Genomic DNA, 14,963 nt, shown 5'->3' on the forward strand with positions numbered 1-14,963 from the left:
AAAAATCGTTATTCAGTTATTTCAGTTGCAATATCTTTTCTTCCCGTTCATTTTTATTGTTCTGATTATTGAGAATGGTACTCTCTATGCAACTGCGTAACTCTTCCCGTCGTTACGGAATAATATCCATATTATTACACTGGATATTTGCTCTCGCGGTTTACGCCATGTTCGGGCTTGGGCTCTGGATGGTGACGTTGAGTTATTATGATGGCTGGTATCACCAGGCCCCGGAGTTGCATAAAAGCATTGGCGTTCTGCTGATGATGGGGCTGGTTATTCGCGTGATCTGGCGACATATTTCCCCGCCGCCACCCGCGCTAAAAAGCTACAGCAAACTCACCCGCCTCAGCGCTGCCGGGGCGCATATCGCTCTCTATGTCTTGCTGTTCGCCATTCTGATCAGCGGCTACCTCATATCCACGGCAGACGGAAAACCGATCGGCGTCTTTGGGCTTTTCGAGGTCCCCGCCACGCTCTCCGATGCCGGTTCACAGGCTGACACCGCCGGTGTTATCCATCTGTGGCTTGCGTGGAGCGTTGTCATCCTCTCCGTCCTGCATGGGCTTGCAGCCCTTAAACATCACTTTATCGATAAAGACGATACGCTGAAGCGCATGCTTGGCCGTTCGTCAGTTGACTCTGGAGCATAAAATGAAAAAACGCCTGCTGGGTATCGCCTTAGGTTCGTTGTTATTTACCACCGGCTCTGCTGTCGCCGCTGATTATAAAATTGACAAAGAGGGTCAGCATGCCTTCGTCAATTTCCGTATTCAGCATCTTGGCTATAGCTGGCTGTATGGCACGTTTAAAGATTTCGACGGAACATTTAGCTTTGACGAGAAAAACCCGGCGTCAGATAAAGTGAGTGTCACCATTAATACCAACAGTGTGGATACCAACCACGCCGAGCGTGATAAACATTTACGCAGCGCGGAGTTTCTGAATGTCGCAAAATTCCCGCAAGCCACCTTTACCTCAACAGAGGTAAAAAAGGACGGTGAGAACCTGGATATTACCGGGAACCTGACGCTTAATGGTGTGACGAAACCGGTAACCCTTGATGCAAAATTAATGGGTCAGGGAGACGATCCGTGGGGTGGTAAACGCGCAGGCTTTGAAGCCACAGGTAAAATCACACTGAAAGATTTTAATATCACGACAGATTTAGGTCCGGCATCGCAGGATGTAGACCTGATCATTTCTGTGGAAGGTGTTCAGCAGAAGTGATGAAAAACGCCCGGCAGATTTTACTCTGTCGGGCGTGTAGCGTTATTCAGGATCAGGAATACCCAGTTTGGTATTCAGTCGGCCACGGGACTTATTAAAAATCTTATTCCCGTTCTCGCGCCCTGCGCGACGGCGACGCTGTTCTTCCTCCGGCAGCACGCTCTCTTCACTGCACAGCTCGCTACAGCAGCCGTTAAACTTCTCTGCACACGCCGGGCACTGAATGAACAGTAAATGGCAGCCATCGTTTTTACAGTTCGTGTGCGTATCACACGGCGTACCGCACTGGTGGCAATGTGCGATCACATCGTCTGAAATACGCTCGCCCATTCGCTCGTCAAAGACGAAGTTTTTACCGATAAAGCGAACCGGCAAGCCCTGTTCACGCGCACGTCGGGCATACTCAATAATACCGCCTTCAATGTGCCAGACCTTAGTAAAGCCGTTGTGTTTCATCCACGCGCTGGCTTTTTCGCAGCGAATACCGCCCGTGCAGTACATAACGATTTTTTTATCTTTATGTTCCTGCATCATTTCAACGGCTTTCGGCAGCTGTTCACGGAAGGTATCTGCCGGAATTTCCATCGCGTTCTCGAAATGCCCCACTTCATATTCGTAGTGGTTGCGCATATCAATAAACACTGCATCCGGATCGTCCAGCATCGCATTCACTTCGGCAGCTTTGAGGTATTCCCCCACATCACCGGCATTGAAATCAGGATCGTCGATCCCATCGGCCACGATACGTTCCCGCACTTTCATGCGCAGCACCCAGAACGATTTCCCGTCATCATCCAGAGCAATATTCAGCCGCAGACCATTGAGAGCCGGATCGAACCCGTAAAGGTAATCGCGGAAGGCGCTGACTTTGCTTTCCGGCACGCTGATTTGCGCATTGATACCTTCACGCGCCAGATAGACGCGCCCAAATACATTTAGCGTCGTGAATGCCTGATAAAGCACATCGCGGGTCGCCTGCGGATCGTTAATGGTAAAGTATTTATAGAATGAGATGGTCGTGCGTGGTTCGGTTTCCGCCAACATACGCGCTTTCAACATCTCATTCGACACGCGGTTGTGTAACACTGGCATGGTGTACAAGTCCTGCAATCGTCAGAGAGAAATAAAATCGGTCGGCATGATATAGCAAACAATGACAATTTACATCCACACAATTTACGCTACATTTCACTCAGCCTGATTAATCAGGATTAACATTTGCTGCATTCGTGCACGTTTCGACGACAGACATTTTGGCTATGACTCAAAAAATGAGACAATAGCCATTCAGGACGTTAGAACACAGGACAGACATGACCCAGTTACCAAAATTTACTGCCGCTCTTTTGCATCCTCGCTATTGGTTAACCTGGACAGGCATTGGTTTTTTGTGGCTTCTCGTACAGCTCCCTTATCCCGTTATTTTCCGCCTGGGCAAAGGGATGGGTCGTATTGCTCAGCAGTTCATGAAACGCCGCGCCAGGATCGCGTATCGCAACCTTGAACTCTGCTTTCCGCAGATGAGCGAATCGGAACGCCACGAGATGGTGGTAAAAAATTTCGAATCCGTCGGCATGGGGCTGATGGAGACCGGTATGGCGTGGTTCTGGTCCAACAAACGTATGGCCCGCTGGACGGAAGTTGCCGGAACGGGCATGGAACCGGTGCACACCCTTCAGGCTAATCAGACGGGCGTGCTGCTGATTGGCGTCCATTTCCTGACGCTCGAAATTGGCGCACGTATGTTTGGTATGCAGGCACCGGGTATTGGCGTTTACCGGCCTAACGACAACCCGGTGATTGATTTGCTGCAGACCTGGGGCCGCATGCGCTCCAATAAAAGCATGATTGACCGTAAAGATCTGAAGGGCATGATTCGGGCACTGAAATCCGGTGAAGTGATCTGGTATGCTCCGGACCACGATTACGGCCCGCAGGCGAGTGTGTTTGTCCCCTTCTTTGCCGTTGAAGAGGCTGCCACCACCACCGGCACCTGGATGCTGGCGCGCATGTCCAAAGCCGCTATCGTTCCGTTTGTGCCACGTCGCAAGCCGGATGGCTCAGGCTATCAGCTGATCATGCTGGAGCCGGAAATGAGCCCGCCGCTGGACGATGCAGAGACTACAGCCCGCTGGATGAACGGCATTGTTGAGAAATGCATCATGCTCGCCCCGGAGCAGTATATGTGGTTACATCGCCGCTTCAAAACCCGTCCGAAGGGTGTGCCTTCGCGCTATTGATCCTCATGCGGCCACTCCGGCCGCATCTGTTTTAGCTTTAAAAGCTCTCTGACATTGCAGCAATCATAACCCAGGCGCATAATTAGCAGGCTTAGTACCTCACACGCCCCGGTGCCCTGCACCTCGTTATGCGGATTGTTATGTCACCCTCAGATGCCCCCATAAACTGGAAACGTAATCTTACTATTGCCTGGCTCGGCTGTTTTCTTACCGGTGCCGCCTTTAGCCTGGTGATGCCCTTCCTTCCCCTCTACGTTGAACAACTGGGCGTTACCGGCCACAGCGAACTCAATATGTGGTCCGGGCTGGTTTTCAGTATTACCTTTCTGTTCTCTGCCATTGCTTCGCCGTTCTGGGGAGGCCTTGCTGACCGCAAAGGACGAAAGATCATGTTGCTGCGCTCAGCGCTTGGAATGTCCATCATTATGGTGTTGATGGGGCTGGCACAGAATGTCTGGCAGTTCCTGATCCTGCGCGCGTTGCTCGGCCTGCTGGGCGGCTTTGTTCCTAACGCTAACGCGCTCATTGCCACACAAATTCCCCGACAAAAAAGCGGCTGGGCTCTGGGAACACTCTCAACAGGCGCAGTCAGCGGCGCGCTTCTCGGCCCCCTGGCAGGCGGTTTGCTGGCGGATAATTACGGCCTGCGTCCGGTTTTCTTCATTACCGCCAGCGTGCTGTTCCTTTGTTTTATCGTGACGCTCATCTGCATTCGTGAGAACTTCACACCCGTCGCCAAAAAAGAGATGCTTCACGCGCGGGATGTGCTGGCTTCGTTAAAGAATCCTAAGCTGGTGCTCAGCCTGTTCGTCACCACGATGATTATCCAGGTGGCGACCGGTTCGATTGCCCCCATTCTTACGCTGTATGTTCGTGACCTGGCGGGGAACGTCAGCAATATCGCGTTTATCAGCGGGCTTATTGCTTCTGTTCCTGGCGTCGCAGCGCTGATCAGCGCCCCGCGACTGGGTAAACTGGGCGATCGTGTCGGGCCTGAAAAGATCCTGATCTGCGCGCTGGTGATCTCCGTTCTGCTGCTGATCCCCATGTCGATAGTGCAATCGCCGTGGCAGTTAGGTGTGTTGCGCTTTTTACTGGGCGCTGCAGATGGCGCTTTGCTCCCCGCAGTGCAAACCCTACTGGTGTACAACTCCACCAATCAAATTGCCGGACGTATTTTCAGCTACAACCAGTCGTTTCGCGATATTGGTAACGTCACCGGGCCGCTGGTTGGCGCGGGCATTTCGGCCACTTTTGGTTTCCGGGCCGTCTTTATCGTCACGGCGGGTGTCGTTCTGTTTAACGCCATCTATTCCTGGTTCAGTTTATCCAGGGCATTACGCCCGGTGGCTGAATAACACAGATGCGTGACGGCTTATTTTCGCATTCATACTTGCAAAATCAGATAATCAGCTATCCTTTCCCTGAATACCTTCTCAAAAAACAGGGAGACACCGATGACCATGTACGCCACGCTGGAAGAAGCGATTGATGCCGCACGCGAAGAATTCCTCGCCGATAATCCCGGCATTGAGGAAGAAAATGCTGACGTGCAACAACTCAATATCCAAAAATATGTTCTGCAGGACGGCGATATTATGTGGCAGGCCGAATTCTTCGCTGACGAAGGTGCAGACGGAGAGTGTTTGCCGATACTGAGCGGTGAAGGTGCGCAGGCCGTCTTTGACGGCGACTACGATGAAATCGAATTACGTCAGGAGTGGCTTGAAGAGAATACGCTACATGAATGGGATGAAGGCGAGTTTCAGCTCGAACCTCCGCTGGATACAGAAGAGGGCCAGACCGCAGCAGATGAGTGGGACGAGCGTTAAGGTCGTTTACTCATAAGGGCCATGGCTGGCATCCACAGGCAACAGTAGTGTGTCGAAAATAAGTGAGAAGGGTAAATCGAGCACGGTCAGGTAACGCCATGCTGAATCCCGAACGTCCCATTTCACGCCGGGGTAATACTGATTACCGTGACCTTGCCCCGGAATGGTGCGGCTGATGATACTGCCACAACCGCTGAGCAGCATCGCCATTATGACGACAAAGACTATTTTCATTTATGACCTCATAAAAAAATACCGGCAACTAAGCCGGTATTTTTATATTGCGCAGCTTACTTCGCTTTCAACGCCAGTGGATTGAGCTTCAGTGTCTTATAGTAGTTTACCCAGGAAGAATATCTCTCCGGGGCAGACCAGACACGGTAGTGAAGTCGCGCCATTGTAACCGGATCGCTTAACAGGACCAGACGACGGTCGCGGTTCAGTTTTTCCGGTGTCTCGTTCAGCGCCTGCTCAACGTGGCGATCGCGGGCAATCTCCAGCACTTGACTGGCGCGGTGACGGGCGGTTGCCATCGCGGTTGCCAGCGCATTGAATGACGGGTTAAACACAGCGTGCATAAAGCCATCAGCCAGCGAACGATTACGGTTCAGCTCCAGATACTTATCGGTGTCCACCAGCACCTGCGGCGGGGAATACTCTTCCGGGATCAGGAACAGCTTCCAACGTTTGGTACGCAGGCCCACCGTTGAACGGCTGGAGATCACAGACACAAACGGCGACAGGATCAGCGAGAAGACAATCGGTGCCAGCCAGAACAGGAAGCGCAGATCCAGCCATGCCATCCCGGCCGCCCATACCAGCCCCAGCAGCAACTGAGAGCCGTGACGCATAAAGGCTTCGCTCCACGGCGTGGAGTCATCATCACGCTGCGGGGAGTTCCAGACCACTTCCCAGCCTAGGAACGCACTGACCACAAACACGGTGTGGAACAGCATACGTACCGGTGCCAGCAGCACGGAGAACAGCACTTCCAGCAGCAACGAAAGGGTGACACGGCAGAAACCGCCGTACTCTTTCGAACCTTTGCACCAGATCAGGATGATACTGAGCAGCTTCGGCAGGAACAGCAGCACCATAGTAGAAGCAAACAGCGCAATCGCCAGCTCCGGACGCCACTGCGGCCACACCGGGAACAGCTGGCGCGGCTGCAGGAAGTATTGCGGTTCCGTCAGAGCATGCACGACCTGCAGAGCCGTCGAAAGCGCAAGGAACATAAACCACAGCGGTGCGGAGAGATAAGACATCACGCCCGTCAGGAACACCGCACGGTGAACCGGGTGCATCCCTTTGACCAGGAACAGACGGAAGTTCATCAGGTTACCGTGACACCAGCGGCGGTCACGCTTAAGTTCGTCCAGCAAGTTCGGCGGCAATTCTTCGTATGAGCCAGGCAGATCGTAGGCAATCCAGACGCCCCACCCCGCACGACGCATCAGCGCTGCTTCCACGAAGTCATGCGACAAAATCGACCCGGCGAACGACCCTTCACCCGGCAGTGGCGCAAGCGCACAGTGCTCGATGAACGGCTTCACGCGGATAATGGCGTTGTGTCCCCAGTAGTGAGACTCACCCAACTGCCAGAAGTGCAGACCTGCGGTAAACAGCGGGCCGTAAACACGGGTTGCGAACTGCTGGCAACGCGCGTACAGCGTGTCCATACCGGAGGCTTTTGGTGAAGACTGAATAATACCGGCGTTCGGGTTGGCTTCCATCAGGCGCACCAGACCGCTCAGACAGTCACCGCTCATCACGGAGTCCGCATCCAGTACCACCATATAGCTGTACTGATTTCCCCAGCGACGGCAGAAGTCATCAATGTTACCGCTTTTACGCTTCACACGACGACGGCGACGGCGATAGAAAATCTGGCCTTCGCCCTGCACTTCCGCAATCAGCTCCATCCAGGCTTTTTGTTCTGCCACGCAGATATCCGGGTTGTAGCTGTCGCTCAGGATGTAGACGTCGAAATGCTCAGCGTTACCGGTCGCCTTTACGGACTCCCAGGTCGCACGCAGCCCCGCAAATACGCGGTCAACGTCTTCGTTACAGATAGGCATAATCAGCGCCGTACGGTGCTCAGGATTCAGGGGTTCATCCCCGACCGTTGACGCAGAAATGCTGTATTTGTCACGCCCCATCAGCAACTGCAGGAAGCCCATCAGCGCCGTCCAGAAACCGGCCGATACCCAGCAGAAAAGGACGGCGAACAACAGGAGGATACCGCTCTGCAGAATATACGGCAGCAGCTGCATGAAGGAGACCCAGATATCCTGGCCCATCATGTCTGCCGGGTTGATCAGCGCCCAGCCCTGGTACGGCAGAATGGTTTTCATGTACCAGGTGGCGACCACCGTTTGTGCCAGCGTCAGCAGCAACAGGATGTAGCGACGAATGGTGCCGACGGTACGCCATTTCTGTTCAGACGCCTGCTCTTCTTTGGTCAGACGAGACAGGTAGCGTGGTGTAACGTCACGTCCGCGCAGGCGATCCCAGAAGCGACCCACCGGGTTAGTGCGCCACGGATCGGGGAACATAGACGAACGCGTAGCTTTCGGCATCGCCTGAAGCTGGTCACGCCCTTCGTCGTCTTTGATCAGTTGCCCTTCTGCCAGAGAATCTGGCCACGCCTGCTCCAGACGCGCCTTCACTGACCCCAGAGGCGTGTCATCATCACGGGTAAACGGATGATGTTCACCATCCAGCGCGGTTTGCACCGCGCGGATGTCGCTCTTAGGCAGTGCCGCTTTTTCAATGTCCGTCAGCGGCAGGGCATCAATATATTCAGTTGTATTATTCATTGGCAGGTAGCTGATAGCTCCAGGTTTCACTCAGTGGCTGATCGTTGCTGACCAGCGCAGCGCGCATTTCGGTGGTCTGTTTCGGATCTTTCACTTTCACGCGCAGGGTTAAACGCCACCCTTTGGTAACCGGGTTATAACGCACGGTGTTTTCAACGATTTCACCGTTATCACCAATGCTGGCCTGCGCGGTAACAGCCGTGTCCGGAGCCAGTTTTTTCATATCCTGACCCGCGAAGTCCACCACAAAGGCAAGCGTGCCATCTGGCTGACGGATCAGGTTAGACTGCTTCACATCACCCGTAGAACGACGCGTCTGCATGACATAGGCATTATCCGGCGCGTGCAGCTTGTCTTCGTCACGGCTGAAAGTAATGGCGTATTTGAAGTTCATCTCTTTACCGGCTTCCGGAAGCTGATCCGGTGTCCAGTACGCCACGATGTTGTCGTTGGTTTCATCGTTAGTTGGGATCTCAACCAGCTCAACTTTTCCTTTACCCCAGTCACCCTTCGGCGTTACCCAGGCGCTTGGACGCAGGTCGTAGCGATCGTCCAGGTCTTCAAAGCGAGAGAACTGGCGGCCACGCTGCAGCAGGCCAAAGCCCTGTGGGTTTTCCATCGCGAAGCTGCTGACAGCGAGATGTTTCGGGTTATTCAGCGGACGCCAGATCCACTCACCGTTACCGGCATGAATAGAGAGGCCATTGGAATCATGCAGTTCCGGGCGGAAGTTAGTGGCCGGAGACGGCTGGTTCGGCCCGAACAGGAACATACTGGTCAGCGGCGCGACGCCCAGTTTGCCCACTTTATCGCGCAGGTAAACTTTAGACTGTACGTCAACAACCGTGTCACGACCTGGCATAATAACGAAGCGGTATGCACCTGTCGCACGAGGGGAGTCCAGCAGAGCATAGATCGTCAGACGTTTGTCGGTTGGTTTTGGACGCTCGATCCAGAACTCGCGAAAGCGAGGGAATTCTTCACCTGATGGCAGCGCGGTATCAATGGCCAGGCCACGCGCGGAAAGCCCGTACACCTGCCCCGCACCAATCACGCGGAAGTAGCTGGCACCGAGCATGCTGACGATTTCGTCGTTTTTGTCTTTGCTGTTGATCGGATAAAGCACCTTAAAGCCTGCGAAGCCGAGGTCCTTTACCGTATCTTTATCGTGTTGCACATCGCCAAAATTGAAATAATCCGGGCTGTACTTGATTTTACGTACCGCGGTCGCCGTCACTTCATTGATGGCAACAGGCGTGTCGAAGTACATACCCTGGTGATAAAACTCAAGTTTGAACGGGGTTTTAATGTTGTTCCAGTACGCTTTGTCGTGATTGAACTGGATCTGCTGATAGTCCGCGTACTTCATGTCGCGAAAAACGGAGGGCAGGTTACTTTTCGGCGCTTCGTAGCTCTTGCCCGCCATCGATTTTGCCTGTTTTGCGACATCATCGATGTTAAAGGCCAGGGCTGATGAGGTATACAGGGACAACACCACTGCCGCACCCAACCAACGCATTTTCATCATTTGTGATTTATGTTTCATAATAAGTAAGCACTTCCCCCTTTGTGTGCTTATATCGATCCGATCCATTTTAATGGAAACTCAGGCAATCCGACAACATTATCACCGCTTTGTTCAGCTCGCTGGCTCAGGGATTAAGCAAATGAAAGAACCCGCTTTTCACTTTGCGTGCTTATCCTGGAGACAGGGTGTCGGTCTTGGTGTAGGGTTGGCGTCGAATGTAACCATTATGAGTCTTAGGGATAAGGCGAAAAGTCTGAGAATGCGCAAAGTTATATGAGCACTACACCCGTACAACGTGAATATTTCCTCGATTCTATCCGGGCATGGCTAATGCTGTTGGGGATACCCTTTCACATCTCACTGATTTACTCCAGCCACACCTGGCACGTTAACAGCCAGATGCCTTCCTGGTGGCTCACGCTGTTTAATGACTTTATCCACGCCTTTCGGATGCAGGTGTTCTTTGTCATTTCCGGCTATTTTTCTTATATGTTGTTTTTGCGCTATCCGATGAAACGCTGGTGGAAAGTTCGCGTGGAGCGCGTCGGCATTCCGATGCTGACGGCGATTCCTCTGCTGACGTTACCGCAATTCATTATGTTGCAGTACGTGAAAGGTAAAGCAGCAGACTGGCCGAATCTGTCGCTGTATGAAAAATACAACACGCTGGTCTGGGAGTTGATCTCTCACCTCTGGTTCCTGCTGGTGCTGGTGGTGCTGACCACGGTCAGTCTGGTGATATTCAGCCGTCTGCGCCGACATTTAAGCACTTCATCGGACACCTTTTTCGCCAACATGACGCTCGGTAAACTGTCCCTGCTCTTTTTGGTGCTGGGGATTGTCTACGCGGCCATCAGACGCACGCTGTTCATTATCTATCCCCCGATTCTGAGCGACGGGCTGTTTAATTTTGTGGTGATGCAATCCCTGTTCTACATCCCCTTCTTCCTGGCTGGCGCGCTGGCGTTTGTCTATCCACAGTTGAAATCGCTGTTTACCACGCCTTCCCCCTGGTGTACTGGCGGTGCCGCACTGGCGTTCGCGGCCTACCTGCTCAATCAGCGCTACGGCAGCGGTGACGCGTGGATGTACGAAACGGAAAGCGTGATCACCATGCTGCTGGGCTTATGGATGGTTAACGTGGTGTTTGCCCTGGGCCACCGCCTGCTGAACTTTAAATCCAGCCGAGTGACCTATTTCGTCAATGCGTCACTGTTTATTTACCTGGTCCATCACCCGTTGACGCTGTTCTTCGGGGCTTACATTACCCCGCATATCGCCTCCAATACGCTGGGCTTCTTCACCGGGTTGATCTTCGTGGTGGGGATTGCCATCGCGTTATACGAAATTCATTTACGTATCCCGTTGCTGCGTTTCCTCTTCTCGGGAAAACCACTCGTTAAAGCATGATAAACAGAGCGGCACCTTCAGGTGCCGCTTTTGCGGAATCAGGTATCCAGCTCTTGCCCGCGTTGGGTCAGGAGCCGCTTATAAAGGTGAGTGGTTTCTTCATCAAAACAGACAAAGATCACCTTTTCCGGCATCGGTTTAAGGGAAAGATAGTGGTATACCGTATTCACCGCTATCGTAGCGGCCGCGGCCTTCGGATAACCGTAAACACCGGTACTGATGGCCGGAAACGCCAGGGTTTTGTAACCATTATCAGCTGCAAGACGCAGGCAGTTTCGGTAAGCATCTTCCAGAAGTCTCGCTTCGTGCCGATCTCCGCCATGCCATACCGGCCCGACGGCGTGAATAACCGCTTTCGCAGGGAGATCGCCTGCCAGCGTAATCACGGCATGCCCCGGAGGACACTCCCCCTGCTGCTGACGTACAGCCTTGCATGCTTCCAGAAGCTGCGGCCCGGCAGCGCGATGGATCGCGCCATCCACACCACCGCCTCCCATTAATGATGGATTCGCTGCATTGACGATCACGTCAACGTGCAATGTCGTGATGTCACCGTGAATAACGTCGATTTGCGGTTTCATAAACACCCTCTGCTACCCGCCTTTTTTATAAGTGTATCGCAGAGGGAGGGGGAGAAAAAACGTGTCGTGTAAAAGAGCGTTAACGGCTACCGATAGTCAACCTGGACGACAGCCAGTGTTTTATCCGGATTAAGGTATTTCATACTGACCGTGGTCAGCCCCGGATACGCAGTCCGACCATTAAGGGCCTCCTCATAACTTACCATGCGCGTCCGCATACGATTATTTTCCGGACAGGACATCGCGAACTGGCGATGTTGAGGTGTAATCTCGCAAGGGTCGGCAACAATGGCACCACGAAAATGAATGACACCACCATTCACGATGGTCGCTGAAAATGCAGGCGTGATAAAAGCAGAGGCGATCAGGCCAAAACCTGAAATGAGCAGAGCGGTAGATTTAGTCACAAGATGTACTCCTCAATGTAATTCATCCATGAGGGGTAAAAAGCGCTCCATTATGACAAGGCGGTATCAGGCAGTTGAATATCACTATTTATTCAGCTCCTGATAACATCATAGTTACACCTTTCCACTCCCGCCACATCTGCAAATCATTGATTTACTGAATGATTAAAGCGTGCGGTCTGGAGGCGACCACTGTTGTGATAAATGAAGCGATTTTCCGTCAGAGACAGTGACAATAATGGTCACTGAATCCCCTGATTCGATATTTAAACTCAACCGTGTCAAATCAATCGTCTGATTAGCGGGTATAGAACGGTTATTTTGCTGCCGGGATGTACTTTGCCCCCCTGCTCCCTGACGCATTGACAGAATCTGAACCTGGCATTCACACGATTCGGTCAGAGTGACCTGCGGAATAATGGTTGTCATATGCCCTTGCTGAGAGGTTTGAAAAGTAATTTGGCTGGATAATGCGGCAAGGAGTAATAACGTATTCATGATGCACTCCCGAAAAAAAACAGGGCAAATGCCCTGTTTTTTTGTAGCACAGATTTGAAATTAGTATTGATGCGCAGTGGCGTTGTTGCCGAAGCCGACCTGGTGCACAGTTACAGTTGACCCGGAAGCGGTCTGGTCCACTGCCGCGCCGTTGCCGCCGCCGAACTGTTTAACATTGATGATGGAATCTTTGCTATTCCACTGGTCAATGGTTGCACTGTTACCAAAGCCTTTCTGCAGCAGATCAATGGAGCTCTCATCAGAGCCTTGTCCTACATCAGCGCCGTTACCGCCGCCATGCTGAGTAATGGTCAGATCAGAGTCTTTAGCATCAGTTTGCAAGGCAACAGCGGAGTTGCCGCCACCGTACTGGTAAATGCTCAGGGTTGAGTCAGGGCCGCTATTACCGCCACCCCAGCCGCCACCACCGCCACCGAATTGTGGAACCGCACCTGCGAAAGCACTGCCAGAAACTACGATTGCTGCAATTGCTGCCACTTTGAAAAGTTTCATGGTAAACCCCCATCGGATTGATTAATTTGTCACAACGCACTAGCGCTGAATAACGCGAATAGCCATTTGTGACTGTCTCTGTACTACGACTGCTGTTTTCTGAGTACCATACTGCGTAATATTCGCCCTGTTACCCGACCCTTTTTGGATAATCATTGCGGTATTACCAAAGGCTTCCTGCTTAATACTCGCATCATTCCCGTTGCCGGCCTGATCAATATAAGCAAGATTGTAAGTCCCTGATTGATCAACTTTCGCTCTATTGTTTCCACCTTCCTGAGAAACAACGGACAGTAATTTAGAACCGCCCTGGCGAACATTGGCATTATTACCTGAGCCTTGTTGACCAATAATGGCTGCCTGATTATATGAAGACTTGCTTAATTCATTAACCGCAAAGTTATATTCAGAACCTGCCAAATCTGAATCCCCTGCGATTACAAATCCAGGCGCACCCAGTAATGTAAACATCATAAATAACGTTCTGTTTTTCATGTTGTCACCCTGGACCTGGCTATACACAAATTAACGTTCATTCAGTGTTAACGCGTTTCGTATTTTGTTAACGCCGCGTTACGGTGAAGAGTATGTCTGCCGAAACAATTTAAATATCTCACCCGCGCGGCTTATTTTTATTATTGGTTTCACCTCAAAGTATTAATTCTCGCCAAAATACGCAGGAATCAGCGTAACTTAGTGCAAATAAAAAAAGAGTCAGTTACAGGTTGTACACTGTAAGGAGTGCCTGTCCAGCCTTACCTGTCGCGACTTCACGTTAGCCAGAGATGATTTTTTACAAGCCTCGTGACACACAGCATGTTTTCTTAAGATGCCTTACACAGTTGAACCAGGGCTTAGTTTTTTCTCTGTTCTCATACCAGAAAACCACCCACACCAAAATAAATATATCGTTATACTTCATATAGATATAATAATTTGTATGATTTTTAAAATCTGTGCACTGATATTAATGTGTACAACTTTTCTATTAAATTAAAACTAATTACCCACCAGAAATACACAATTTAATATTGATTTTTACATTTAGTTACATGATTAACACTTGCTTTAAAGTTCGTAATAGCTAGATTGAAATCAGCAGTAAGTCATTTTGTTTTTATTTATCTCCCCCTCTGGGGGGATGGTTTGATTCTACACACAGCAGTGCCACATCTGTCAGTACCTCTGGTGTCTCTTTCTCTATTAGCGAGGGACAGCTGTCAGGTGTCATAAATAAAGTGGGGTTTCATCATGTTTAATGAAGTCCATAGTTTACATGGTCATACATTATTGTTGATCACAAAGCCTTCTTTACAAGCGACAGCACTATTGCAGCACTTAAAGCAATCTCTGTCACTGAACGGGAAATTGCATAATATTCAACGTTCTTTTGATGATATTGCATCTGGCAGCATCATTCTTCTCGATATGATGGAAGCGGATAAAAAACTTATTCATTACTGGCAAGATAACTTAAGCAGGAAAAACAATAATATCCGCGTGTTATTATTGAATACCCCTGACGAATATCCTTTCAGAGATATTGAAAGCTGGCCGCATATCAATGGCGTATTCTACGTCACTGAAGAAGAAGATCGTGTCGTGGAAGGGCTGCAAGGTATATTACGGGGAGAATGTTATTTCTCGCAAAAACTTGCCAGCTATCTCATTACACACTCCGGTAATTATCGCTATAACAGTTCAGAATCCGCACTGCTGACGCATCGTGAGAAAGAGATCCTGAACAAGCTGCGCATTGGTGCTTCAAATATTGAAATCGCCCGTTCGTTATTTATCAGCGAAAATACGGTTAAGACGCACCTTTATAATCTTTTCAAGAAGATAGCTGTTAAAAACCGAACTCAGGCAGTTTCATGGGCAAACGATAACCTCAGGCGTTAATAG

At 51.0% G+C, this 14,963-nt stretch carries 16 protein-coding genes; 7 read left to right on the forward strand and 9 right to left on the reverse strand.

The features are described from left to right. Window positions 1–86: 86 nt before the first annotated feature. Together ABGB15_RS13020 and ABGB15_RS13025 are read left to right on the forward strand one after the other, a co-directional pair. A complete protein-coding gene (locus ABGB15_RS13020; RefSeq protein ID WP_152084183.1) occupies window positions 87–653 on the forward strand; it encodes a cytochrome b in 567 nt (188 codons plus the stop codon). 1 nt (window position 654) lies between these two features. Then, on the forward strand, window positions 655–1,230 hold the full coding sequence (locus ABGB15_RS13025; protein ID WP_215722978.1) for a YceI family protein: 576 nt from the start codon (window positions 655–657) through the stop codon (window positions 1,228–1,230). 42 nt (window positions 1,231–1,272) lie between these two features. On the opposite strand, the gene ABGB15_RS13030 is transcribed toward ABGB15_RS13025, so the two are convergent. Continuing rightward, window positions 1,273–2,322 (reverse strand): rhodanese-related sulfurtransferase, encoded by a 1,050-nt coding sequence (locus ABGB15_RS13030; protein ID WP_152084181.1) that lies wholly within the window; start codon window positions 2,320–2,322, stop codon window positions 1,273–1,275. Between the two features lie 221 nt (window positions 2,323–2,543). Here ABGB15_RS13030 and ABGB15_RS13035 point away from each other — a divergent pair, with 221 nt between their 5' ends. The 3 genes from ABGB15_RS13035 to ABGB15_RS13045 all read left to right on the forward strand — a co-directional run bounded on the left by ABGB15_RS13035 (window position 2,544) and on the right by ABGB15_RS13045 (window position 5,302). After that, window positions 2,544–3,470, forward strand: a complete 927-nt coding sequence (locus ABGB15_RS13035; RefSeq protein ID WP_152084180.1) for a Kdo(2)-lipid IV(A) acyltransferase — start codon at window positions 2,544–2,546, stop codon at window positions 3,468–3,470. Between the two features lie 140 nt (window positions 3,471–3,610). Then, window positions 3,611–4,828, forward strand: a complete 1,218-nt coding sequence (gene mdtG, locus ABGB15_RS13040) for a multidrug efflux MFS transporter MdtG (RefSeq protein ID WP_152084179.1) — start codon at window positions 3,611–3,613, stop codon at window positions 4,826–4,828. A 99-nt stretch (window positions 4,829–4,927) separates the two neighbouring features. Next, window positions 4,928–5,302: a MysB family protein gene (locus ABGB15_RS13045; protein ID WP_152084178.1), complete on the forward strand. Its 375-nt coding sequence runs from the start codon at window positions 4,928–4,930 to the stop codon at window positions 5,300–5,302. Window positions 5,303–5,308: 6 nt separating this feature from the next. Here ABGB15_RS13045 and ABGB15_RS13050 read toward each other — a convergent pair whose 3' ends face one another. Genes ABGB15_RS13050 through mdoG form a run of 3 tightly spaced genes read right to left on the reverse strand, consistent with a single transcriptional unit; the run spans window position 5,309 to window position 9,649 of the window. Continuing rightward, on the reverse strand, window positions 5,309–5,536 hold the full coding sequence (locus ABGB15_RS13050) for a YceK/YidQ family lipoprotein (protein ID WP_152084177.1): 228 nt from the start codon (window positions 5,534–5,536) through the stop codon (window positions 5,309–5,311). 56 nt (window positions 5,537–5,592) lie between these two features. Next, complete coding sequence (mdoH, locus tag ABGB15_RS13055; RefSeq protein WP_152084176.1) at window positions 5,593–8,121, reverse strand: glucans biosynthesis glucosyltransferase MdoH; 2,529 nt, start codon at window positions 8,119–8,121, stop codon at window positions 5,593–5,595. Continuing rightward, window positions 8,114–9,649 carry a glucans biosynthesis protein MdoG gene (gene mdoG / locus ABGB15_RS13060; RefSeq protein ID WP_215722979.1) on the reverse strand — a complete coding sequence of 512 codons (1,536 nt, stop codon included), beginning with the start codon at window positions 9,647–9,649 and terminating at the stop codon, window positions 8,114–8,116. The genes mdoH and mdoG overlap by 8 nt, the downstream gene beginning before the upstream one ends. A 273-nt stretch (window positions 9,650–9,922) precedes the next feature. On the opposite strand from mdoG, the gene mdoC reads away from it, so the two are divergent. Continuing rightward, window positions 9,923–11,059 (forward strand): glucans biosynthesis protein MdoC, encoded by a 1,137-nt coding sequence (gene mdoC, locus ABGB15_RS13065; protein ID WP_152084174.1) that lies wholly within the window; start codon window positions 9,923–9,925, stop codon window positions 11,057–11,059. A gap of 38 nt (window positions 11,060–11,097) precedes the next feature. Here mdoC and ymdB read toward each other — a convergent pair whose 3' ends face one another. The 5 genes from ymdB to csgB form a co-directional block, all read right to left on the reverse strand. Beyond that, window positions 11,098–11,640, reverse strand: a complete 543-nt coding sequence (ymdB, locus tag ABGB15_RS13070) for an O-acetyl-ADP-ribose deacetylase (protein WP_152084173.1) — start codon at window positions 11,638–11,640, stop codon at window positions 11,098–11,100. A gap of 86 nt (window positions 11,641–11,726) precedes the next feature. Beyond that, the gene (locus tag ABGB15_RS13075; protein WP_152084172.1) at window positions 11,727–12,047 is read right to left on the reverse strand and encodes a type 1 fimbrial protein; all 321 of its coding nucleotides are present in this window, start codon (window positions 12,045–12,047) and stop codon (window positions 11,727–11,729) included. A gap of 165 nt (window positions 12,048–12,212) precedes the next feature. Then, window positions 12,213–12,545, reverse strand: coding sequence for a curli assembly chaperone CsgC (csgC, locus tag ABGB15_RS13080; protein WP_152084171.1), 333 nt, complete (start codon window positions 12,543–12,545; stop codon window positions 12,213–12,215). Window positions 12,546–12,605: 60 nt separating this feature from the next. Next, window positions 12,606–13,058: a curli major subunit CsgA gene (gene csgA / locus ABGB15_RS13085; RefSeq protein ID WP_152084170.1), complete on the reverse strand. Its 453-nt coding sequence runs from the start codon at window positions 13,056–13,058 to the stop codon at window positions 12,606–12,608. A 39-nt stretch (window positions 13,059–13,097) separates the two neighbouring features. Next, the gene (csgB, locus tag ABGB15_RS13090) at window positions 13,098–13,553 is read right to left on the reverse strand and encodes a curli minor subunit CsgB (protein ID WP_152084169.1); all 456 of its coding nucleotides are present in this window, start codon (window positions 13,551–13,553) and stop codon (window positions 13,098–13,100) included. A 756-nt stretch (window positions 13,554–14,309) separates the two neighbouring features. Between csgB and csgD the strand changes: the two genes are divergently transcribed. Next, window positions 14,310–14,960, forward strand: coding sequence for a biofilm master transcriptional regulator CsgD (gene csgD, locus ABGB15_RS13095; RefSeq protein WP_152084168.1), 651 nt, complete (start codon window positions 14,310–14,312; stop codon window positions 14,958–14,960). The last annotated feature ends 3 nt before the right edge of the window (window positions 14,961–14,963 follow it).

Source organism: Enterobacter sp. MALB-1, from assembly GCF_041021625.1.
Taxonomy (GTDB): domain Bacteria; phylum Pseudomonadota; class Gammaproteobacteria; order Enterobacterales; family Enterobacteriaceae; genus Enterobacter; species Enterobacter oligotrophicus.

Excerpts from the sequence above, each read along its gene's own strand:
- ABGB15_RS13020 (WP_152084183.1), top strand. The coding sequence starts at position 87 with ATGCAACTGCGTAACTCTTCCCGTCGTTACGGAATAATATCCATATTA.
- ABGB15_RS13025 (WP_215722978.1), top strand. The coding sequence starts at position 655 with ATGAAAAAACGCCTGCTGGGTATCGCCTTAGGTTCGTTGTTATTTACC.
- ABGB15_RS13030 (WP_152084181.1), bottom strand. The coding sequence starts at position 2,322 with ATGCCAGTGTTACACAACCGCGTGTCGAATGAGATGTTGAAAGCGCGT.
- ABGB15_RS13035 (WP_152084180.1), top strand. The coding sequence starts at position 2,544 with ATGACCCAGTTACCAAAATTTACTGCCGCTCTTTTGCATCCTCGCTAT.
- mdtG (WP_152084179.1), top strand. The coding sequence starts at position 3,611 with ATGTCACCCTCAGATGCCCCCATAAACTGGAAACGTAATCTTACTATT.
- ABGB15_RS13045 (WP_152084178.1), top strand. The coding sequence starts at position 4,928 with ATGACCATGTACGCCACGCTGGAAGAAGCGATTGATGCCGCACGCGAA.
- ABGB15_RS13050 (WP_152084177.1), bottom strand. The coding sequence starts at position 5,536 with ATGAAAATAGTCTTTGTCGTCATAATGGCGATGCTGCTCAGCGGTTGT.
- mdoH (WP_152084176.1), bottom strand. The coding sequence starts at position 8,121 with ATGAATAATACAACTGAATATATTGATGCCCTGCCGCTGACGGACATT.
- mdoG (WP_215722979.1), bottom strand. The coding sequence starts at position 9,649 with ATGATGAAAATGCGTTGGTTGGGTGCGGCAGTGGTGTTGTCCCTGTAT.
- mdoC (WP_152084174.1), top strand. The coding sequence starts at position 9,923 with ATGAGCACTACACCCGTACAACGTGAATATTTCCTCGATTCTATCCGG.
- ymdB (WP_152084173.1), bottom strand. The coding sequence starts at position 11,640 with ATGAAACCGCAAATCGACGTTATTCACGGTGACATCACGACATTGCAC.
- csgC (WP_152084171.1), bottom strand. The coding sequence starts at position 12,545 with ATGAATACGTTATTACTCCTTGCCGCATTATCCAGCCAAATTACTTTT.
- csgA (WP_152084170.1), bottom strand. The coding sequence starts at position 13,058 with ATGAAACTTTTCAAAGTGGCAGCAATTGCAGCAATCGTAGTTTCTGGC.
- csgB (WP_152084169.1), bottom strand. The coding sequence starts at position 13,553 with ATGAAAAACAGAACGTTATTTATGATGTTTACATTACTGGGTGCGCCT.
- csgD (WP_152084168.1), top strand. The coding sequence starts at position 14,310 with ATGTTTAATGAAGTCCATAGTTTACATGGTCATACATTATTGTTGATC.